General features: G+C 72.6%; 19 protein-coding genes. 11 read left to right on the plus strand and 8 right to left on the minus strand.

Going from position 1 to position 19,936, the window contains the following annotated elements:
* Positions 1-38: 38 nt before the first annotated feature.
* Together AC07DF_RS18610 and AC07DF_RS18615 are read right to left on the minus strand one after the other, a co-directional pair.
* Entirely contained in the window at positions 39-917 is an 879-nt protein-coding gene (locus AC07DF_RS18610) for an SDR family oxidoreductase (protein WP_478971951.1), read from the minus strand.
* A gap of 408 nt (positions 918-1,325) precedes the next feature.
* Positions 1,326-2,507, minus strand: a complete 1,182-nt coding sequence (locus tag AC07DF_RS18615; protein WP_478971953.1) for an MFS transporter — start codon at positions 2,505-2,507, stop codon at positions 1,326-1,328.
* A gap of 133 nt (positions 2,508-2,640) precedes the next feature.
* Here AC07DF_RS18615 and AC07DF_RS18620 point away from each other — a divergent pair, with 133 nt between their 5' ends.
* A complete protein-coding gene (locus tag AC07DF_RS18620) occupies positions 2,641-4,119 on the plus strand; it encodes a glutamate-cysteine ligase family protein (RefSeq protein ID WP_478971955.1) in 1,479 nt (492 codons plus the stop codon).
* A gap of 2 nt (positions 4,120-4,121) precedes the next feature.
* On the opposite strand, the gene AC07DF_RS18625 is transcribed toward AC07DF_RS18620, so the two are convergent.
* The 3 genes from AC07DF_RS18625 to AC07DF_RS18635 are packed head-to-tail and all read right to left on the minus strand — an operon-like array spanning position 4,122 to position 6,823.
* On the minus strand, positions 4,122-5,231 hold the full coding sequence (locus AC07DF_RS18625; RefSeq protein ID WP_478971957.1) for a Gfo/Idh/MocA family protein: 1,110 nt from the start codon (positions 5,229-5,231) through the stop codon (positions 4,122-4,124).
* Positions 5,201-5,911, minus strand: a complete 711-nt coding sequence (locus AC07DF_RS18630) for a ThuA domain-containing protein (protein ID WP_478971959.1) — start codon at positions 5,909-5,911, stop codon at positions 5,201-5,203. The genes AC07DF_RS18625 and AC07DF_RS18630 overlap by 31 nt, the downstream gene beginning before the upstream one ends.
* 51 nt (positions 5,912-5,962) lie before the next feature.
* Entirely contained in the window at positions 5,963-6,823 is an 861-nt protein-coding gene (locus AC07DF_RS18635; protein ID WP_478971961.1) for a class I SAM-dependent methyltransferase, read from the minus strand.
* A 102-nt stretch (positions 6,824-6,925) separates the two neighbouring features.
* Between AC07DF_RS18635 and AC07DF_RS18640 the strand changes: the two genes are divergently transcribed.
* Positions 6,926-7,357 (plus strand): helix-turn-helix domain-containing protein, encoded by a 432-nt coding sequence (locus AC07DF_RS18640; RefSeq protein ID WP_478971963.1) that lies wholly within the window; start codon positions 6,926-6,928, stop codon positions 7,355-7,357.
* An 85-nt stretch (positions 7,358-7,442) separates the two neighbouring features.
* Here the strand turns inward: AC07DF_RS18640 and AC07DF_RS18645 are convergent, their stop codons facing one another.
* The 3 genes from AC07DF_RS18645 to AC07DF_RS18655 form a co-directional block, all read right to left on the minus strand.
* On the minus strand, positions 7,443-8,252 hold the full coding sequence (locus AC07DF_RS18645) for a DeoR/GlpR family DNA-binding transcription regulator (RefSeq protein ID WP_478971965.1): 810 nt from the start codon (positions 8,250-8,252) through the stop codon (positions 7,443-7,445).
* A 67-nt stretch (positions 8,253-8,319) separates the two neighbouring features.
* Positions 8,320-9,375: a 4-hydroxythreonine-4-phosphate dehydrogenase PdxA gene (pdxA, locus tag AC07DF_RS18650; RefSeq protein ID WP_478971967.1), complete on the minus strand. Its 1,056-nt coding sequence runs from the start codon at positions 9,373-9,375 to the stop codon at positions 8,320-8,322.
* Positions 9,372-10,619 (minus strand): four-carbon acid sugar kinase family protein, encoded by a 1,248-nt coding sequence (locus tag AC07DF_RS18655; protein ID WP_478971969.1) that lies wholly within the window; start codon positions 10,617-10,619, stop codon positions 9,372-9,374. Before AC07DF_RS18655 ends, pdxA begins: the two co-directional genes overlap by 4 nt.
* 220 nt (positions 10,620-10,839) lie before the next feature.
* On the opposite strand from AC07DF_RS18655, the gene AC07DF_RS18660 reads away from it, so the two are divergent.
* From AC07DF_RS18660 to AC07DF_RS18700, 9 genes are all read left to right on the plus strand, one after another.
* Positions 10,840-12,450, plus strand: a complete 1,611-nt coding sequence (locus tag AC07DF_RS18660) for an ABC transporter substrate-binding protein (protein ID WP_478971971.1) — start codon at positions 10,840-10,842, stop codon at positions 12,448-12,450.
* A 3-nt stretch (positions 12,451-12,453) separates the two neighbouring features.
* Entirely contained in the window at positions 12,454-13,383 is a 930-nt protein-coding gene (locus AC07DF_RS18665; protein ID WP_478971973.1) for an ABC transporter permease, read from the plus strand.
* Positions 13,384-13,386: 3 nt separating this feature from the next.
* Positions 13,387-14,301: an ABC transporter permease gene (locus tag AC07DF_RS18670; protein ID WP_478971975.1), complete on the plus strand. Its 915-nt coding sequence runs from the start codon at positions 13,387-13,389 to the stop codon at positions 14,299-14,301.
* On the plus strand, positions 14,298-15,137 hold the full coding sequence (locus tag AC07DF_RS18675; protein WP_478971977.1) for an ABC transporter ATP-binding protein: 840 nt from the start codon (positions 14,298-14,300) through the stop codon (positions 15,135-15,137). The genes AC07DF_RS18670 and AC07DF_RS18675 overlap by 4 nt, the downstream gene beginning before the upstream one ends.
* Positions 15,134-15,946 (plus strand): ATP-binding cassette domain-containing protein, encoded by an 813-nt coding sequence (locus AC07DF_RS18680; protein WP_478971979.1) that lies wholly within the window; start codon positions 15,134-15,136, stop codon positions 15,944-15,946. The genes AC07DF_RS18675 and AC07DF_RS18680 overlap by 4 nt, the downstream gene beginning before the upstream one ends.
* Positions 15,943-16,923, plus strand: coding sequence for an aldo/keto reductase (locus tag AC07DF_RS18685; RefSeq protein ID WP_478971981.1), 981 nt, complete (start codon positions 15,943-15,945; stop codon positions 16,921-16,923). The genes AC07DF_RS18680 and AC07DF_RS18685 overlap by 4 nt, the downstream gene beginning before the upstream one ends.
* A 35-nt stretch (positions 16,924-16,958) precedes the next feature.
* Positions 16,959-17,750 (plus strand): HpcH/HpaI aldolase family protein, encoded by a 792-nt coding sequence (locus tag AC07DF_RS18690; RefSeq protein ID WP_478971983.1) that lies wholly within the window; start codon positions 16,959-16,961, stop codon positions 17,748-17,750.
* Positions 17,747-18,934 (plus strand): sialidase family protein, encoded by a 1,188-nt coding sequence (locus AC07DF_RS18695; protein ID WP_478971985.1) that lies wholly within the window; start codon positions 17,747-17,749, stop codon positions 18,932-18,934. The genes AC07DF_RS18690 and AC07DF_RS18695 overlap by 4 nt, the downstream gene beginning before the upstream one ends.
* Before the next feature lie 150 nt (positions 18,935-19,084).
* Positions 19,085-19,852 carry a carbonic anhydrase gene (locus AC07DF_RS18700; protein WP_478971987.1) on the plus strand — a complete coding sequence of 256 codons (768 nt, stop codon included), beginning with the start codon at positions 19,085-19,087 and terminating at the stop codon, positions 19,850-19,852.
* Positions 19,853-19,936: the final 84 nt, after the last annotated feature.

Genomic DNA, 19,936 nt, shown 5'->3' on the forward strand with positions numbered 1-19,936 from the left:
CATGGAGCGCGCTCCGGGCCCGGAATTTCCATGGGGCGTCACGGCAGCGGCGTGCCGCCCGTGGCGTTGACGATCTCGGCCGTGATGTACGACGCCTCCTGGGAGGCGAGGAAGACGTACGCCGGAGCCATCTCGGCCGGCTGTGCGGGCCGTCCGATCGGCGCCTGCTTGCCGAACTCCTGGGTGTCCGGAAGCGTCGCCGGGATCAGCGGTGTCCACACCGGGCCCGGCGCCACCGCGTTGACGCGGACGCCCCGGTCGATCAGCATCTGCGCCAGCCCCTGCGTGAACGTGACGATCGCGCCCTTCGTCGTCGCGTAGTCCAGCAGGTGCGGGCTGGGCTTGTAGGCCTGCACCGACGCGGAGTTGATGATGCTGCCGCCCTCCGGGATGTGCGGCAGGGCCAGCTTGCACAGCCAGAACATGCCGTACAGGTTGGTGCGCAGCACCCGGTCGAACTGCTCGGTGGAGATCGCCTCGATGCCGTCGGGCTGCGACATCTGGTACGCCGCGTTGTTCACCAGGACGTCGATCCGGCCGAACTCGGCGACGGCACGGTCGATCAGCGCCCGGCAGTTCTCCTCCTCCCGTACGTCACACGAGACGGCCACGGCACGCCGGCCTGCCTCCTCGACCAGACGGGCCGTCTCGGTCGCGTCGTCCTTCTCTTCTTCCAGGTGGGTGAAGAGCACGTCGGCCCCCTCACGGGCGTACGCCAGGGCGACCGCACGGCCGATCCCGGAGTCGCCACCGGTGATCACGGCCTTGCGGCCGGCCAGCCGGCCACTGCCCCGGTAGGACTCCTCACCGTGGTCCGGGGGCGGGTCCATCGGCCCTGTCCAGCCGGGATGCGGCTGATCCTGGGAGGGAAACTCGGGGGTCGGGTGCAGGTCGCCGGGGTGCTGCTGTTCGGTCACGGGTCTGCCTCCTCGTCCATGGCGTACTGCCCGACGCTCGCGACGGGCGTGGCCACGGGTACCCCGGAACACGGCAGTGCCGATCGGCCGACCCCGGACGACCGGACCCGCGAACCCCGACGCGCCGGGCGACCGGCGTCTGGGCGAGCGGCGGGGCGCCGTGAGGGGTACGGCGGGGGTTCGATGGCAGGCATGGGCGGCGGCGGGGTTGTCGACGTCGGTGCGGCGGGTTCGGTGTCCTGGTTCTCGGCGAACGGCGAGGCCGCAGTGGCCGGGGCGGGGTGGGGCTGCTGCCCGGGTACGCAGTCGGCGGTGAAGGCGCCACGAGTGCGGCGACCGCGTCTGGCGCCCCGGCGCCGGCCGAAGGCATCGGGGCGGTCGGCCCGGGGCGTCGAAGTGGCCGGAACCTCAGCCTCCGGCTGCCCGCCGCGTCGTCGCCCCCACGAGCGCGCCGACCGCCGCCGCCACCGCCGCGAGCAGCGCCACGCTGGTCAGGGCGGTCGGGAGGGTGAACCAGTCCGCCATGAAGCCGATCGCGGGCGGCCCGAGGAGCATGCCGCCGTAGCCGAGGGTGGAGGCCGTGGCGACGCCGCTGGGGCCGGCGAGCGCGCCCGCGCGCTCCACGGCCACCGGGAAGAGGTTCGCGAGGCCGAGGCCCGTGACCGCGTAGCCGAGCAGGGCCGCCCACAGGGAGGGGGCGAGTGAGCCGAGCAGCATTCCGGCCGCGGCGGTGGTGCCGCCCACGACGACGGTCCGGGTCCGCCCCAGGCGCTCCAGGAGCGTGGTGCCGGTCAGCCGCCCCACCGTCATGGCGAGCGCGAAGCAGGAGTAGCCGACGGCCGCGGCGCCCGGCGAGGCGTCCAGGTCCTGTTCGAGGTGGAGGGCGCCCCAGTCGGCCAGCGCCCCTTCGCCGTACGCGGTGCAGCCCGCGATCACGCCGAAGACGATCACCAGCCCCCGGGTACGGGCGTCCAGCCGGCGCGGGGCGTCCTTCCCGGGGCGTTCCCGCTCCGGCGGCGCCGGCGGCTCGTGCCGCAGGAGCGTCGGTCCCGCCAGGGCCGTCACCACCAGTCCGACGACGGTGAGCAGCAGCAGATGCCGGGTGGGGGAGAGGGCCCCCGCGACCAGCCCGCCCAGACCCGCGCCGATCATGCCTCCCAGGCTGAACGCGGCATGGAAGCTCGGCATGATCGGCCGCCCCAGCGCGGCCACCAGCTCGACGGCCGCGCTGTTGAAGGCGACGTTGATCCCGCCGTACGCGGCGCCGAAGAACAGGAGCACGAGGCCGAGCGCGAGGACCGAGTGGGTCAGCGGGGGCAGGGCCACGCTGAGGGAGAGCAGGACCGCGCAGACGACGGTGACCTGGTGGTTGCCGTAGCGGCGGCACAGCCGACCGGTGAGGGTCATGGTGATGACGGCACCGGCCGAGACACCCAGGAGGGCGAGTCCGAGGGCGCTGGCGGAGGCGTCCGTCTGTTCCTTGATGGCGGGGATGCGCACGACCCAGCCGGCGAAGACGAAGCCGTCGAGGGCGAAGAAGACGGTGATCGCGATACGGAGTCGGGTGAGGGAGCTGCCGTCGCCCGGCACGGCACTGTGCGTTCGGGGTTTGTTTATTTGCGGCACAAACTCAGGTTAGGTGGGTGCGGGGGCGGCGACAAGGTGCGACTCTGGGACGAGAGGCATCCGCCGAGAGGGAAGCCGAGGCAACTCGGGAGGACGCATGGGACGTGACGTGCCGGCCCGGGTGTTCACGCGGGAGGACCGCCGTTGCTACCGGCAGAAGATGCACACCGACCTCGAGGTGCTGGCGCGGATGCTCGCCGAGTCGGGCTTCGAGAGCGAGCGCCCCAGAGTCGGGCTGGAGATCGAGCTCAACCTGGTGGACGACGAGGGACTGCCCGCGATGCGGAACACCGACGTCCTCCAGGCGATCGCCGACCCCGCCTGGTCGAGCGAGCTGGGCCGCTTCAACCTGGAGATCAACATCCCGCCCCGGGAGCTCACGACCGGCGGCCCCGGAGACTGGGAGCGGGAGATCCGGGACGCCCTCAACCACGCCGAGGACCGCGCCTCGGCCGTCGGCGCGCACCTGATCATGGTCGGCATCCTGCCGACGCTGGGGGAGACGCATGTGAGCGAGGCCGCCCTCTCCGGCGACCCCCGGTACCAGTTGCTCAACGAGCAGATCTTCGCGGCGCGCGGCGAGGACCTGCGGATCACGGTCGACGGTGTCGAGCGCCTGGCGACGTACGCGGACACCATCACCCCCGAGGCCGCCTGCACCAGCACCCAGTTCCACCTCCAGGTCGCCCCGAAGGAGTTCCCGCACTACTGGAACGCGGCCCAGGCCATCGCGGGCGTGCAGATCGCCCTCGCGGCGAACTCGCCCTACCTCTTCGGCAGGGAGCTGTGGCGCGAGACCCGTATCCCCCTGTTCGAGCAGGCCACCGACACCCGGCCCGAGGAGATCAAGGCTCAGGGCGTCAGGCCCCGGGTGTGGTTCGGTGAGCGGTGGATCACCAGCGTCTTCGACCTCTTCGAGGAGAACGTGCGCTACTTCCCGGCCCTCCTGCCGCTGTGCGACGACGAGGACCCGCAGCGGACACTCGACCGGGGCGGCGTTCCGGAGCTGGGCGAACTGACCCTGCACAACGGCACCATCTACCGCTGGAACCGCCCGATCTACGCCGTCACCGACAGCGGTCCGCATCTGCGCATCGAGAACCGGGTGCTGCCCGCCGGCCCCACCGTCGCCGACACCATCGCCAACGGCGCCTTCTACTACGGACTGACCCGCGCCCTGGTCGACGAGGACCGGCCGGTGTGGACGCGGATGTCCTTCTCGGTCGCCGAGGAGAACCTGCACACCGCGGCCCGTGACGGCATCGACGCCCGCCTGTACTGGCCGGGGGTGGGCGAAGTGCCGGTCACGGAACTGGTGTTGCGGCGCCTGCTGCCGCTCGCCCACCGGGGCCTGGAGCTGGCCGGCATGGACGACGCGTGGCGCGAACCCCTGCTCGGCATCATCGAGCAGCGCTGTGTCACCGCCCGCAACGGCGCCCTCTGGCAGGCCGAGACGGTCCACCATCTGGAGAAGGCCGGTATCTCCGACCGGCGTGAGGCACTCCGGCAGATGACCAGGACGTACATGGACTACATGCACATGAACGCGCCCGCGCACACCTGGCCCGTGGACTGACATCAGCTGGGCAGGCGATGCCAGTCCGCGGCAGCGGTCAGCGGTACGGGTGGGGGCACTTCTGCCGAGGTCGTCAGCTCGATCCGCCGTCCCTCGGCCGACGAACGGAGCAGGGCCGTCATCGTCTCCAGGACGTGCAGGGCGAGTTCGCCGTTCGCACGCGGCGCCCGCTGCCCGTCGGCGGCGATGAAGTCCAGCAGTCCGACGCCGCGCGCGCCGTCCTCGTAGCCCGCCGACACCGGCAGGGCGCGCCACCGGGAGTCGCCGAGCGCGTGCAGCCGGACCTCGCCGTCGAAGCGGTTCGGATCGGGCACCGAGAGCGTCCCCGTCTCGCCGTGGACCTCGATCGGCGCGGCCGTGGTGGCCACACCGTCGAAGCTCGTCGTGATCGTCGTCAGCGCCCCGCCCGCGTGTTCCAGCACCCCGGAGACATGACTGTCCACCTCGACCGAGATCCGCTCGCCCGCGCGCGGCCCGGAACCGATGATCCGCTCGGCCCGCAGCCCGCCGGCCGCCCCGATCACGGCACGCACCGGGCCCAGCAGGTGGACCAGGGACGCGAGGTAGTACGGCCCCATGTCCAGCAGGGGACCGCCGCCCTCGGTGTAGTAGAAGTCGGGGTGGGGATGCCAGCGTTCATGGCCGGGGGTGACCATCATGGCCGAGGCGAACTGGGGACGTCCGATGCTCCCCGCCTCGACGGCCGCCCGTGCCGTCTGGAGTCCGGTGCCCAGGACGGTGTCCGGCGCGCACCCCACACCGACGCCCGCCTTCGCGGCGGCCTCCACGACGGCGCGGGCGTCGTCGAGCGTGGCGGCCAGCGGCTTCTCCCCGTAGACGTGCTTGCCGTGGCCGATGGCGCCGAGGGCGATCTGGGCGTGGGCGGCCGGGGTGGTGAGGTTCAGCACCGTGTCCACGTCCGGGCTGCCCAGCAACTCCTCGACGGTCAGCGCCTCGACGCCGGGCAGTTCGGCGGCGACGGCGGCCGACCGGGAGGCGTCGAGGTCGGCGACCGCGGTGACCCGCACGGCGGGATGTCCGGCGAGCGTGTCGAGGTACGCGCGGGAGATGACGCCGAGTCCTACGACGCCGATGCGGTGCGCGTCGCCCACAGCATGCCCCTCTCGATGATGGTGCGGACGTCGGGATGCTCCAGTACGTCGAGGCTGTGCCCCGGTGTCGTCACCAGGACGCGCCCGGCACCCCACCGGCGGGTCCAGACCGCCGGCGAGGTGACCGGCCGGTGCCAGGGCTGCCACGGCCGGGCGGGATGCGTGGTGGTGGCCAGGACATCGATGAGGTCGTCGTGGAGCACCCAGTACTGCTCGGTGTCCAGCTCGAAGTCCTCGATGCCCGCCGTGACGGGGTGGGCGCGGCCGGTCTCGGTGAGGGCGATGGTGTGCGGCAGGAAGTTGTCCTCCGCCCCGCCCCGGCGCTCGCACGGTTCCTTGCCCGGATGGGTGACGAACTGGCCGCCGACCAGATGGAGATAGTCGGCAGAGGCGCGGAACGAGTCGGCGATGCCGCCGTGCCAGCCGGTGAAACCGGTGCCGGCCACGACCGCCGAACTCAGTCCGGCCACCTGCTCGCGCGTGATCTCCGACATCGTCACGCACTGCACGACGAGGTCGGTGCCCGCCATCTCGGCGGTGTCGGCGTAGACGTCGGTCGATTCCTCGACCCGGACCGAGTATCCGTTGTCCCGGAGGAAGGGCAGGAACAGCTCCGTCGCCTTGACCGGCTCGTGGCCTTCCCATCCGCCTCGGACAACCAGGGCTCTTTTCTGCGTCATCGTGATCTCACTATGCGCGGGGCGCCCGTGCTCCGAAAAGAGGGCCGGGCCTCACGAAAGTTTCGCGGCCGAGGCCCGGGCATCGACCGTCCAGCAGGCCGCGGTGAAGCGGACTTCCGAGCCGTGCACGAAGGGATCGAAAGCGGCCCGGACCGTCGCGACGACCCGGCCGCGCGTCTCCTCGTCCACCTCGGGCAGGAACATGCCGACGGCGCCGAGCCGGGTGAAGTAGCTGACCAGTTCCTTCTCGGGCATCGTGCAGACCATGTCGATCGGCCGGATGTCGATATCGGCCCACCCGCTCTGCGCCAGGATGCGGCCGACCTTGTCCGGGTCCGCGAAGGCGAACTGTCCCGGCTCGTCGGGCCGGCGGACGGGCAGATCCGGAAGCAGCGGTGCGGCGGCGCGCTGGGCCGTCGTCATGAACGGGTTCTCGGCGGGGTCCCGCCAGACGACCAGCCGGAGGGCTGCGTCGTCCCGGGCGGCGCTGCGGAGATTGGCGAAGGCCCGGACGGGGTCGTCGAAGAACATGACGCCGAACCGCGAGACGACGGCGTCGAAGGTGCCGGGCTCGAAGGCGTGCTCCTGCGCGTCGGCGCGGACGAAGGAGGCCGGTACGCCCTCCCGCTCGGCGCGCTCCCGGGCGGTGTCGATCAGCGGTCCGGAGATGTCGACGCCGACACACCGGCGACCCGGGCCGAGCCGCCGCGCGAGGGCCAGCGTGGTGCCGCCCGTCCCGCAGCCGATGTCGAGCACGTGTTCCGCGCCCTCGGCGGACACGGCGTCGACGAGCAGGTCCTCCATGGGCCTGAACATCTCGTCCAGCACCGGCTGGAGATCCACCCAGGCGTGACCGGCGCGCCCGTTCCAGCGGGCGGTCTGTCCCTCGTCGTTCCTGCGCTCGGCGTCCATGCTCGTCGGCTCTCCTTCTGCTTGTCTGCGTCTTGCTTGCGTCTTGCCTTCGGCGGGGCGAGATGACAGCGTTCTACTTCAAGTCGACTTGAGGTCAAGGGAATGACGGACCTGGACATCGCCGAAGTGGCCCAGCGGGCCGGGTTGCCCGCCTCGACGCTTCGGTTCTACGAGGAGAAGGGGCTGATCGCCCCGACGGGCCGGAGGGGGCTGCGCCGGCAGTTCGATCCCGGCGTACTGGAGCGGCTGGCGCTGATCGCGCTGGGGCGGACGGCCGGGTTCTCCCTCGACGAGATCGCGCACATGTTCGCGCCGGACGGGCCGCCACGGATCGACCGGCGCATGCTGGCGGACAAGGCGGAGGAACTGGACCGCAGGATCAGCGAACTGGGCGTGCTCCGTGACTCCCTGCGGCACGCCGCCGCGTGCCCCGCGCCGAGCCACATGGAGTGCCCCACCTTCCGCCGCCTCCTCGACGCGGCGGCGTCCGGCGGTGTCCCCACGCCCAGGAGGCGGACGCCGCCCGGCGGCTAGCGGCCCGTCGGCCTCTTGACGCGCAGGTCCGGCGGTGTTTGCCGGACGGGCGGGCCCGCCGCCGCCGCACGCCGGGCAGGCGGCTCTACGCGGTGCCGCCGTGCGGGCCGGCCGTCACCCGCTCCGGCGTCGTCGTCACCGTCGCCACCCCGCGCGCCCGCAGCTCCGCGAGGACGGCCGGGTCGGCGGTGTCGTCCGTGACCAGGGTCCAGCCCTCGCACAGGGCCGTCCAGGCGTGGAAGGGGCGGCGGCCGAGCTTGGCCGCGTGGGCGAGGACGTAGACGTGGTCGGCGCGGCGGGCCATCAGCTCCTTGAGGCGGGTCTGGCGCAGGTCTGCCTCGCAGATGCCCAGTTCGGGGGAGATGCCGTCCGTGCCGAGGAAGACCCGGTCGAACGTCATGCGCTCCAGGGCGGCTTCCGTCAGCGGCCCGACGAAGCCCTGGCTGAGCGGGCGCAGGGTGCCGCCGAGGCACTCGACGTGCACCGTCTCGACATCGGACAGCGCCTGCAGGGCGGTGAGCCCGGTGGTCGCCACGGTGAGGTCCTCGGCCGTGCGCAGCTCGTGGGCGAGCGCGCCGACCGTGGAGCCGGCGTCGAGCAGCAGTGTCTCGCCGGGCCGCACCTGGGCCGCCGCCCAGCGGGCGATGGCCTGCTTGGCCTCGAAGGCCTCGCCCACGCGCTGGCGCAGGGACGCCTCGGGGTGCGCGGCCAGCGCCATGGCCCCGCCGTAGGTGCGGGCCAGACGCCCGTCGGTGGTGAGCTTGGCCAGGTCGCGGCGGATGGTCGAGGCCGTCACGCCGAACAGCTGCGACAGCTCCTCCACGCTCGCCAGGCCGGTGGTGGTGGCGAGGTGCACGATGTGGTCGCGCCGCGCCTTGGATCCGGTCACAGACATAGGTTTTTCATGTCCTCAATAGTCCTGGGCCGTCCTGAGTCGCACACGTGCCTGCCGCGAACCGCGGTCAGCGGGCGGCCGGAGCGGTCGACATCTCGGCGGCCTGGCGCAGAGCCTCGACCATGCTACCGGGCTCGGCCCGGCCGGTTCCGGCGATGTCGAAGGCCGTGCCGTGGTCGACGGAGGTGCGGATCACCGGCAGTCCGACGGTGAGGTTGACCCCGGCCTCGATGCCGAGCACCTTGACGGGGCCGTGCCCCTGGTCGTGGTACATCGCGACGATGAGGTCGTAGTCGCCGCGCGAGGCCAGGTAGAACGCCGTGTCCGCGGGCAGCGGGCCGCGCGCGTCGATGCCGTCGGCGCGCACCGTCTCCAGGGCCGGGACGATCTTCGTCTCCTCCTCACCGTAGCCGAACAGGCCGTTCTCACCCGCGTGCGGGTTGATGCCGCAGACACCGATCACCGGGTCGGCGGTCCCGGCGCGCACCATGGCCTCGTGGCCGCGGCGCACCGTGCGCTCCACCAGGCCGGGCTCGATGCGGTTCACGGCGTCGAGCAGCCCGATGTGGGTGGTGACGTGGATGACCTTCACCCGGGGGGTCGACAGCATCATCGACACCTCCTCGACGTCCGTGAGATGGGCGAGGAGTTCGGTGTGGCCGGGGTAGAGGTGGCCGGCGGCGTGCAGGGCCCCCTTGTTGAGCGGGGCTGTGCAGATACCGTCCACCTCGCCGCGCAGCGCGAGTTCGGCGGCGACCCGGACGTAGTGGTAGGCGGCGTCGCCCGCGACGGCGGACAGCTCGCCCCAGGGCAGGTCGGCGGGGAGCAGCCCGAGGTCGATCACGTGGACGCGGCCGGGCGCGAACTCGGCCTGGGCGGGATGTTCGACCGGCACGATCTCGCAGCTGACGCCGAGGATGCGGGCCGCCTGCCGCAGCCGCTCGGCGTCGCCGATGACGACGGGGCGGCAGTCGCGCAGGGTGTCGGGGTGCAGCAGGGCCGGCACGACGACCTCGGGCCCGATGCCCGCGCCGTCGCCCATGGTCACCGCGATGACCGGGAGCGGCCGGGGAGCCGCGGAGGTCTGGCCGGCGGTGGCGGCGGAGGAGGGGGCTGCGTTCACGGGGCTACTCCTGTGGGGTCGGTCGGAACGTGGCGTACGGGTGCGGGGCGCAGGGCCCGGACGATGCGCCGCAGGGAGTCGGCCTTGCCGTAGCTGCCGGGCCGGGTGACGACCGAGCGGCCGTCGGGCGTGCGGGACAGGACCGCGCCGTGGTGGATCTGGCGCATCGGGCGCAGGTCGGTGACGCGCAGGACGTCCAGGACGCGGCGGGCGGTCTCGCCGCCGGTGAGGACCAGGTCGCAGTCGTGCGCCGCGTCGGCGACGGTGTCGGCGAGGGCGGCGACGAGACGGCGAGCGAGGGAGGGGCCGGCCGCCCCGGTGATGCGGACGACCGTGACGGCGGCGACGGGAGGTGTGAGCCGGCGGGGGGAGTGCAGGAGTTCGCGGGTGCTGAGGGAGATCTGCTGCGCTCCGTCCGCGAGGAGGTGCGCGACCTGTTCGCGGGCGGACGGCTCGGCAGTTCCTACGACGATCAGCAAGGGCCGGACGACGTCCCCGGGCGTGAAGGGCCGTTCCCTGCTCTCCCCGGGCGTGCCGAGGCGCCGACCCAGGGCGCCCGCGAGTCCGCCGGTGCCCAACAGCCGTATCCCGGGGCCCAGTTCGAGGGTCGCCGCGGCGATCGCGTCGAGGTCGGTCTCGGTCTCCGCGTCGCACACCGGATGCCGTCCCTGCGCGAAACACGCACGCAGCGCTTCCCGAAGCACGCCGGGCGCGCCGCGCACGTCCGTGAGCGGCACCGGAGCTGACGGCAGGTCACCGAGCGCGGTGGCGACCGAGGGCGGGGCGGGCCTGGCCTCGGCGCGCCAGGCGTCCGTCTCGTGCAGCGGCACCCCGTCGAGGTGGACGACCCCGCCCCGGACGGTGCGCCGGGCCGCCGGCAGCGCGGTCGCGATCACCACACCCCGGCCGTCCCGCGCGTAGGCGGCCGCCTCGACGGCGAGGTTGCCTCTGAGCAGCGAGTCGACCTTCTTGAAGAGCACCGTTCCCGCGGGCACCGCGTGCGTGACGTCCCGGACCGCCCGCGCCGCCGCGGCACCGGGCAGCTGCCGTGAGTCGAGGTCGAGCACGAGGGACTCGCCGGGCGCGGACGCCACCGGTGCGGGGACGGGACCCAGCAGGATCCGGGCGGGCGAGCGCAGCGCCACCGCGGTCTCGGCGGCGCCGGACAGATCGTCGGCGAGAGCGAGTACGGGCCGGTGGGCGGCCTGGGAATGGCCGCCGGGGCCGGCTGCGGAGAGGGACACGGGTACCTCCTCGGGCGGCCCGGTCGGGCTGCCTCGGGAACCGATGATGACATGAGTTGCGCGAAATGCGCGAGACCCCTTGCGCACTTCGCGCAGTCGTGCCACCTTTTCCGGCGCGACACCTGTTCGTATCCCGCCGGCCGGGCCCCCCGACCGGGCCGCAGCGGAGCCGCACGAACACCACGAGCCGGTCGCCCCCCGGAACGCGAGAAGGTCGACGATGACCCCAAGCCCCTATGACGCACCCCCGGACCACCCCCAGCGGGAGCCCTTCGGCCGCCCCGTCCACCGCCGCACCCTGCTGCGCCTCGGCGCGCTCGGCGGCACGGGTCTCGCCCTCGGCCCCCTCTCCGCCTGCGCCGGACCCACCGGAGCCCCCGGCCCGGGCACCCTCACCCTCGGCCTGAACCGCTCCCTGGTGAGTCTCGACAACAAGCTGAACCAGTTCGACGCCGCCGTCACCGTGCAGCGGGCGGTCCGCCAGGCGCTCACGAGCATCGGCCCCGACATGCGGGTCCAGCCCGTCCTCGCCGACCGGTTCGCGATGACCGGGCCGACCGCCTGGAGCGTGCGGCTGCGCGAGGGCGTGCGCTACTCCGACGGCAGCCCCGTCACCGTCGAGGACGTCGCCACCGCCCTGGAGATGTACGGCAAGGTCAACGGCTCCTTCCTCCTCGGCCTCTTCCCGGAGCTGCCCACCGTGGAGAAGACCGGCGAGCGCACCTTCGAGCTGCACACCAAGCGGCCGGTGCCCGTGCTCGACCGGCTCATGGCCAACATCCACATCACCCCGGCCGCCGCCAACCGCCCCGAGGAACTCCAGAGCGGCGTCGGCTCAGGACCGTACAAGGTGATCGAGGCCAACAGCGGTGCCGGCGAGTACACCCTCGCCCGCAACCCCCGCTACTGGGGCCGCCCGGCCCACGTCGACACCGTCCGGGTGCGTTTCGTGCCCGAGGAGTCCAGCCGGGTCATCGCCCTGCGCAGCGGCGAGCTGGACGTCGTCGACACCCTCACCCCTGACTCGGCCGAGCAGCTCACCGGCCTGCCCGGTGTCACCGTCGAGGAGAGGGCCGGCGCGCGCATCAACCAGCTCTTCTACAACTTCCGCAAGAAGCAGGGTGAGCCCCTCGCCGACGCCCGGGTCCGCCGCGCCCTCACCTACGCCGTCGACGGCGACGCCCTGATCAAGGACGTCCTCACCGACTCCGCCCAAGAGGCCCAGGGCGTCGTCCCGCTCGTCCTGGAGGGCGCGATACGCACCGGCGGGTACACCTACGACCCGGGCAGGGCGAAGGCCCAGCTCAAGGCACTGGGCGCCGAGGGCCTGCGGATCCGGATCATCTGGGAGTCGGGCGAGTTCGCCGCCGACAGTTCCGTCATGGAAGCCGTGGCCGACATGTTCCGCGACATCGGCGTCCGCGCCTCCCTGCTCCAGTTCGAACCGGGGGGCGACATCCTCAAGTGGCGGCAGGGCCGCGGCGGCGACTGGGACGTCATCGGCAACGGCTTCCCCGGCACCACCGGCCAGGCCCTCACCTCCCTCCAGGGCATGTACGGCGGCACCCCCGAGCGGGAACGCACCCGCGACACCTACATGGGCTACGTCATCCCGGACATCCAGCGCCGCCTGGAGGACGCCGCCACCGAGACCGAAGCCGCCGCCCGCGACCGCAAGCTGGCCGCCGCGCAGCACGCCATCTGGAACACCTGGCCCAGCCTGTGGGCCTTCGCCCCCAAGACGCTGCTCGCCCGCCGCGAGCGCGTGCACGACCTGGGTCTGCTCCAGCTCAACTCCTACGATCTGTCCGCCGTACGGCTGGAGGGCTGAGCCGTGGCCACCTACCTCGCCCGCCGCATCGGCCAGAGCCTGCTGGCCGTCTTCCTCACCCTCACCACGGTCTTCCTGCTGCTGCGCCTGGCCCCCGGCGACCCGGCCGCCGCCTACGCCGCGCCCAGCGCCACGGCCGCCGATCTCACCCGCATCCGCGCCCAGTTCGGCCTCGACGAACCGCTCGTCGTCCAGTACGGGATCTTCCTGCGGGACCTGTGCACCGGCAACCTCGGCACCAGCTACTCCTTCCACGCCTCCGCGTTCCAGGTGGTCATGGACCGGCTGCCGTACACCATCACCCTCGCGGTCTCCGCCATCGCGGTCACCACCGTCGTCGCTGTCCCGCTCGGCGTGTGGATGGCCCGCCGCGCCGACACCAAGCGGGAGCTGGGCGCCAACGTCCTGACGATCACCGGGCAGTCGATGCCGGACTTCTGGACCGGCGTGATGCTGCTGACCGTCTTCGCGGTGCTGCTCCCGGTGCTGCCCGCCTCCGGATTCACCTCGTGGAGCGGCCTGATCCTGCCCACGGTGACCGTGGCCGTCCTGCAACTCGCCCTGATCTCACGCCTGGTACGCCGCGAGATGAGCACCGCGCTCGCCGCCCCCTACACCACGGTCGCCCGCTCCCGCGGTGTCTCCGAACGCACCCTGACCTGGCAGTACGGCCTGCGCAACTCCGCCGTGCCGCTCGTCACCGCCCTCGGCACCCGCTTCGCGGCCCTCCTCAACGGCGTCGTGGTCGTCGAGGTCGTCTTCGGCTGGCCGGGCGTCGGCTCGCTCGTCGTCCGGGCGCTGGAGACCCGCGACTATCCGCTCATCCAGGCCACCGTCCTGGTGACGGCCACCCTCGCGATCCTCGTCCAGCTCCTCGTCGACCTCGCCTACCCGCTGTTCGATCCGCGCGTACGACTCGGAAAGGCGGCCTGACCCATGGCCGGTGTCATCTCCACCCCGGTCGCCGGTACCGAGCGGCCCAGCGCCGTCAGCGCCCGCGACCTCGCAAGGGCCACCGCGACCAGGCAGCGGCGCGGCTCGCGCTTCAAGATCTGGGCCGGGTCCGTGTGCACGGCCCTCGTGGTCCTGCCCGTCGCCCTGGCGAGCCTGCTGCCCCTGCCGGAGGCCAACGCCCAGGACCTCTCGGAGCGAAGGCTGCCCCCGCTCAGCGCGGGACACCTGCTCGGCACCGACCAGCTCGGCCGCGACCTGCTGTCGCGCATCCTGCACGGCGGTCAGGTCTCCCTGTCGGTCGGCGTCCTCGCGGTCCTGGTGTCCGGGCTGATCGGCATCCTCGCCGGGTCGGCGGCGGGCTTCTTCGGCGGCTGGGTCGACGCGCTCGTCTCCCGCTTCCTGGAGGCCCAGCTCGCTCTGCCCCTGCTGATGATGCTGCTGCTCGTGGTCGCCCTCTTCGGGCCGTCGGTCACCGTCATCACCTGCGTGATCGCCGTCGCGCAGTGGCCCGAGGTGGCGCGGCTGACCCGCTCCCTCGTCCTGGTCGAGCGCGAGAAACCGTACGTCGCCGCCGCCCGCGTGCTGGGCCTGCGCGGCCGGCAGATCCTCACCCGGCACGTGGTGCCCAACGTCGTCCGGCCGGTGAGCCTTGTCGTGCTGCTGCTGCTCGCCCAGGCCGTGCTGCTGGAGAGCGCGCTGAGCTTCCTCGGCGCCGGTCCGCAGCGGCCCTTCGCCACCTGGGGCCGGATCATCTCCGACGGCCAGGCCTACATCACCACCTCGTGGTGGCTGGTCACCCTGCCCGGCCTGGTCATCGCCCTCCTCGTGGTCGGGGTCAACCTGCTGGGCGACGGACTGCGGGACCGCACCCGCCGCCGGAAGGGAGCGGGAGCATGACCGACGAGACACCCCTGCTGGACGTCCGAGACCTCCAGGTCGAACTCATCACCGCGCACGGCGTCGTCCGGGCCGTCGACGGCGTGAGCTTCACCGTCGGCCGTGGCGAGACCGTGACCCTCATCGGCGAGTCGGGATCCGGCAAGTCGACCACCGCGATGGGCGTACTGCGCCTGCTGCCGGAGGGACTTGCCGTGCTGTCGGGCAGCGTCCTCGTCGGCGGCCGGGACGTCATCGCCGACCTCGGCGCGGCCTGCGCGGTACGCGGCCGGACGGTGTCCCTGATCCCGCAGGACCCGATGACCGCCCTCAGCCCCGTCCACACCATCGGCCGGCAGCTCGGCGAGGCGATCCGCCTGCGCCACCCCGAACTGTCCAGGGCCCAGGCCCGTGACAAGGGCATCGAGCTGCTCGCCCAGGTGCGCATCACGCGCCCCGAGACCCGCTGGAAGTCCTACCCGCACCAGTTCTCCGGCGGCATGCTGCAACGCATCCTCATCGCCATCGCCCTGGCCGGCGATCCGGAACTGCTGGTCGCCGACGAACCCACCTCTGCTCTCGACGCGACCGTGCAGGCCAGCGTCCTGGACCTGCTGATGGAGCTCCAGGAACGCACCGGCATCGGCATGCTGATGATCACGCACGACCTGGGCGTGGCCCGGCTGGTCTCCGACCGCATCCACGTCATGAAGGACGGCCGCTTCGTCGAGTCCGGCCCGGCCGCACGCATCGTCGACGAACCCGCCGAGCCCTACACCCGAACCCTCCTCGCCGCCGTGCCCCGCCTCGGCGCCTGGGACGAGGACGAGACCTCCGTGCGAGGAGCCACCCCATGACCCTGCTCTGCGTAGAGGACCTGGTCGTCGAATACCCGACCCCGAGCGGCCCCTTCCGTGCCGTCGACCAGGTCGGCTTCCGGCTCGACAAGGGCGGCTCGCTCGCGGTCGTCGGCGAGTCCGGCTGCGGCAAGTCGACCCTCGCCCGCGCCCTGGTGCGGCTGCTCACCCCACGGTCCGGCCGTATCGTCCTCGACGGCACGGACATCGCCACCCTCCCGGAACGGAGACTGCGACCGCTGCGGCGCCGCGTCCAGATGGTCTTCCAGGACCCCTACGGCTCCCTCGACCCCCATCTGACCGCCCAGCAGATCGTGGCGGAGCCGCTGCGCCTCGGCGGTGTGTCGGACCGCGGTGAACGGGCCCGCCGCGCCGCCGAGCTGCTCGACCAGGTCGGCCTGCCCCCGTCCGCCCTGGAGCGCCGCCCGGCCGACTTCTCCGGCGGCCAGCGGCAGCGCATCGGCATCGCCCGCGCCCTCGCCTCCCGGCCCGACCTGCTGGTGTGCGACGAGGCGACCTCAGCGCTCGACGTCTCCGTGCAGGCCCAGGTGCTCGCGCTGCTCAGGGAGCTGCAGGAGGAGACCGGCATCGCCTACCTCGTCATCGCGCACAACCTGGGCGTGGTGCGCGAGATGAGCACGGACGTCGTGGTGATGCGGGCCGGCCGCGTGGTCGAGGCCGGGCGGACCGAGACCGTCCTCGCCGCTCCGTCCGACCCCTACACCCGCGCCCTGCGCCGCGCCGCCCTCGACCCGACCGCCATCCACGGCGTGAAACCCCGCCGTGTACTGGAAGGAAGCTCCTCGTGACCACCGGCCTCACCCTGCCGAACGCCTCCGTACCGCTGTCCCGTCTCGTCCTGGGCACGATGACCTTCGGCGACACCGTCGACCGCGGGGGAGCGGCGGCCATGCTGGACGCCGCGCTCGACGCGGGCATCACGGGCGTGGACACCGCCAACGGTTACGCGGGGGGCGAGAGCGAGCGGCTGCTCGGGGAGCTGCTCCCGGGCCGCCGGGACCGGATCGTGCTGGCCACCAAGGCGGGCATCCCGCACCCCGACCAGGGCGATCACGCGCCCCTGTCAGCCGCCGGGCTGCGGGCCGCGCTCGACGGCAGCCTCAAGCGGCTCGGCACGGACCATGTCGACCTGTTCTACCTGCATCAGCCCGACCGCGCGACGCCGCCGGCCGAAACCCTGGCGACCGTGGCCGAGTTCGTCGCCGAGGGGAAGATCGGCGCCCTCGGCGTGTCCAACTACGCGGCCTGGCAGATCGCCGAGCTCAGCCGCGTGGCCGACGAGGTGGGGGCGCCGCGCCCGGTGATCGCCCAGCAGCTGCACAATCTGCTCGCGCGCCGTATCGAGGAGGAGTACGTCGAGTACGCGGCCGTGACGAGCCTGCGCACGATGGTCTACAACCCGCTCGGCGGCGGCCTGCTGACCGGCCGTCACACCTTCGAGCAGGCCCCGGACAGCGGCCGTTTCGGTGATTCCAAGCTGGCCGCGATGTACCGGCAGCGCTATTGGAACGAGGACCTCTTCCGCGCCGTCACCGACCTCACCCGTATCGCCTCCGACGCGGGCCTGCCGCTGACCGAACTCGCCCTGCGCTGGCTGCTGGACCGCCCCTCCACCGACGCCCTGCTCCTCGGCGGCTCCAAGGCCGGGCACCTGCTCGCCAACATCGCCGCCGCCGCCGAGGGCCCGCTGCCCGCCGACGTCACCGCGGCCTGCGACGAGGTCGGCGCCCGGTTGCGCGGCCCGATGCCCGCCTACAACCGCTGACCACGCCACGCCCCCACCAGTTACGGAGACCTTCCATGGCAACCGGCCGCACCCCAGCCGAGTTCACCACCGCCCTGCGGGCCCGCGAGCAGCTCATCGGCTACTGGTCCCTGCTCGACTCACCCGTCGCGGCCGAGCGCCTGGCCCGCCTCGGCTACGACTACCTCGCCTTCGACGCCCAGCACGGCCTCTTCGGCTACCAGGGCATGCTCAACAACCTCCTGGCCACCGACACCAAGGGCAGCACCGCCGTCGGCATGGTGCGCGTCGAGGCCAACGACCTCACGTACATCGGCAAGGCGCTGGACGCCGGCGCGACCGCGGTCATCGTCCCGCTGATCGACAACGCCCGGGACGCCGCCGACGCCGTCGCCGCCGTCCGCTACCCACCGCTGGGCCGCCGCTCCTACGGACCCATGCGCGCCCAGCTCCGCATCGGCCCCGACCCCGCCGACACCCACGCCCAGACCGCCGTCCTCGCCATGATCGAAACCGCCGACGGCCTCGCCAACGTCGAGGAGATCTGCGCCACCGACGGCCTCGACGGCATCTACGTCGGCCCCTCCGACCTGCGTCTCGCCCTCGGCGGAGCCACCTCCACCGACCCCTCCCTGCAGGAAGAGTTCGAGCAGGCCCTGGCCCGCATCAGCAAGGCGGCCGAGGCGGCCGGCATCGCCGCCGGCATCCACAACCCCGACGGCGCGAGCGCCGCCCGCCGCCTGGCCCAGGGCTACACCTTCGCCACCGTGGCCTGCGACCTCATCCACCTGCAACAGGCGGCCGCCGGTCATCTGACCGCCGCACGTCAGGCGGGCGGGGCCCGATGACCACCTCCGACGGCACCCTGCGCCCCCACCCCGGCCGGCCGGGCCGTGCCGAGACCCACCTGGCCGCCCCCGCGGTGCAGAACCACGCCGCCAACCTCACCGTCCTGCCCAGCGGCGACCTGGCCTGTGTCTGGTTCGGGGGCACCCAGGAAGGGGTCGCCGACATCTCGGTGTGGTTCTCCCGCCTCGCCCAGGGCGCCGACACCTGGTCCCTCCCCGTGCGGCTCTCCGCCGACGACACCCGCTCCGAACAGAACCCGCTCCTGTTCCCCGCTCCCTCGGGCGAGCTCTGGCTGCTGCACACCGCGCAGCGCGCCGGCCACCAGGACACGGCCGAGGTCCGGCTGCGCGTCAGCCATGACGAGGGCGCCACCTGGGGCCCGCCCCGTGTCCTGTTCCCGGCCACCGAGCAGGGCGGGGTGTTCGTACGTCAACCGGTCGTACAAGTGCTGCCCGGTGAGCGGTTGTTGCTCCCGGTCTTCCGTTGTGTCGCCACCCCCGGCACCTCCTGGTCGGGCGACCGGGACACCAGCTCCGTCATGATCAGCGACGACGGCGGACGCACCTGGCGCGAGCGCCCCGTCCCGGGCAGCACCGGCCTGGTCCACATGAACATCCGCCCGCTGCCCGACGGTTCACTGCTGGCACTCTTCCGCAGCCGTCGCGCGGACGCCGTGCACAGCAGCGTGTCGTCGGACGGCGGCGAGACCTGGAGCGAACCACGCGCCCTGGACCTGCCGAACAACAACTCCTCGATCCAGTACACCGTGCTGGCCGACGGCAGGCCTGCCCTGGTCTACAACCACAGCAGCGCGGCCGACGCGGTCGCCCGCAGGGTCTCGCTGTACGACGAGATCGACGACGGGGGAGTGGCGGGGACACCTTCGGCACCCTCGGCCACCGCCCCCACGGGCGACGCGTTCTGGGGCGCCCCCCGCGCCCCGCTCTCCCTGGCCCTCTCCCCGGACGCCGGACGCACCTGGCCACTGCGCCACGACCTCGAGACCGGCGACGGCCACTGCCTGACCAACAACTCCCGCGACGGCCTCAACCGCGAGCTGTCCTACCCCTCGCTCGCCCAGACACCGGACGGCACCCTCCACATCGCCTACACCCACCACCGGCGCACCATCAAACACATCCGTCTGGACGGCGACTGGCTGAAGCGGGAGTTCCCGGCCTGATCACCGAGGGTCCGGCCCTGCGTGCGCTCCGCGTTTTGGATCATCCCTTGCCCTGCGCTGCATCGGTGCTGTACGGGCGCTAACCGGCCTCCCGCGACAGTGGCATCACCGGCTCCCACCAGGGGAGCGGCGATCACAGGGGACGGCTACATGGGTACCGCCGGAGCACCACAGCGCAGGGCCATACTCACCGGAGGGCTGGCTGCCACCACCGCGGCTCTGCTCACCGCCTGTTCGTCGAAGACGGACGACACGACCACGGGGGCGGCAGCGGCCGCGAGCCCTTCTCCCTCGCCCGCGGCCGCCGCCCGGCCGGACTCACCCTGGGCGGCGTTCGCGCGGCTGATGGACGGCAACAAGCGCTGGGTGGACGGCACGCTCCAGCACCCCGACCGCGACCCGAAGCGGCGCGAGTTCGTCGCCGAGGAGCAGAAGCCCTACGGCGTGATCCTGTCGTGCATCGACTCCCGGGTCCCGCCGGAGCTGCTCTTCGACACCGGGCTCGGCGACCTCTTCGTGATGCGCACCGGCGGACAGGTCGTGGGACCGGTCGTCGTCGGTTCCGTGGAGTACGGTCCGATGACGTCGGGCACCCCGCTCATCGTGGTCCTCGGCCACCAGCGCTGCGGTGCCGTCAAGGCGGCGTACGAGGCGCTGCGTGACGGCAAGGAACTGCCCGGCAACCTCCAGTCGATCGCCGACGCCCTCGAGCCGGCGTACGCGGAGACAGCCAAGGGCGAGCACGCCGACCCGGTCGACGCCATGACCCGCATCCACATCAAGCAGACCGCCGCCGACCTGCGTTCCAACAAGGACCTCGCACCGATGGTGAAGAAGGGCGACCTGGCCGTCGTCAGCGCCTACTACTCGCTCGACACCGGCCGGGTGGACGTCCTCACCGGGGCGCCCTCCGCCTGATCCGAGGCCTGACTCGGAACCGATTCGGAGACAACGGAGACCGGGCGGGAAAAACGTTCCACGCCCGGTCACGTTATACTTGCG

Source organism: Streptomyces sp. NPDC044719, assembly GCF_056433405.1.

Excerpts from the sequence above, each read along its gene's own strand:
- AC07DF_RS18620 (WP_478971955.1), top strand. The coding sequence starts at position 2,641 with ATGGGACGTGACGTGCCGGCCCGGGTGTTCACGCGGGAGGACCGCCGT.
- AC07DF_RS18670 (WP_478971975.1), top strand. The coding sequence starts at position 13,387 with ATGGCCGGTGTCATCTCCACCCCGGTCGCCGGTACCGAGCGGCCCAGC.
- AC07DF_RS18645 (WP_478971965.1), bottom strand. The coding sequence starts at position 8,252 with ATGTCTGTGACCGGATCCAAGGCGCGGCGCGACCACATCGTGCACCTC.
- AC07DF_RS18630 (WP_478971959.1), bottom strand. The coding sequence starts at position 5,911 with ATGACGCAGAAAAGAGCCCTGGTTGTCCGAGGCGGATGGGAAGGCCAC.
- AC07DF_RS18695 (WP_478971985.1), top strand. The coding sequence starts at position 17,747 with ATGACCACCTCCGACGGCACCCTGCGCCCCCACCCCGGCCGGCCGGGC.
- AC07DF_RS18640 (WP_478971963.1), top strand. The coding sequence starts at position 6,926 with ATGACGGACCTGGACATCGCCGAAGTGGCCCAGCGGGCCGGGTTGCCC.
- AC07DF_RS18675 (WP_478971977.1), top strand. The coding sequence starts at position 14,298 with ATGACCGACGAGACACCCCTGCTGGACGTCCGAGACCTCCAGGTCGAA.
- AC07DF_RS18635 (WP_478971961.1), bottom strand. The coding sequence starts at position 6,823 with ATGGACGCCGAGCGCAGGAACGACGAGGGACAGACCGCCCGCTGGAAC.
- AC07DF_RS18700 (WP_478971987.1), top strand. The coding sequence starts at position 19,085 with ATGGGTACCGCCGGAGCACCACAGCGCAGGGCCATACTCACCGGAGGG.
- AC07DF_RS18690 (WP_478971983.1), top strand. The coding sequence starts at position 16,959 with ATGGCAACCGGCCGCACCCCAGCCGAGTTCACCACCGCCCTGCGGGCC.
- AC07DF_RS18680 (WP_478971979.1), top strand. The coding sequence starts at position 15,134 with ATGACCCTGCTCTGCGTAGAGGACCTGGTCGTCGAATACCCGACCCCG.
- AC07DF_RS18660 (WP_478971971.1), top strand. The coding sequence starts at position 10,840 with ATGACCCCAAGCCCCTATGACGCACCCCCGGACCACCCCCAGCGGGAG.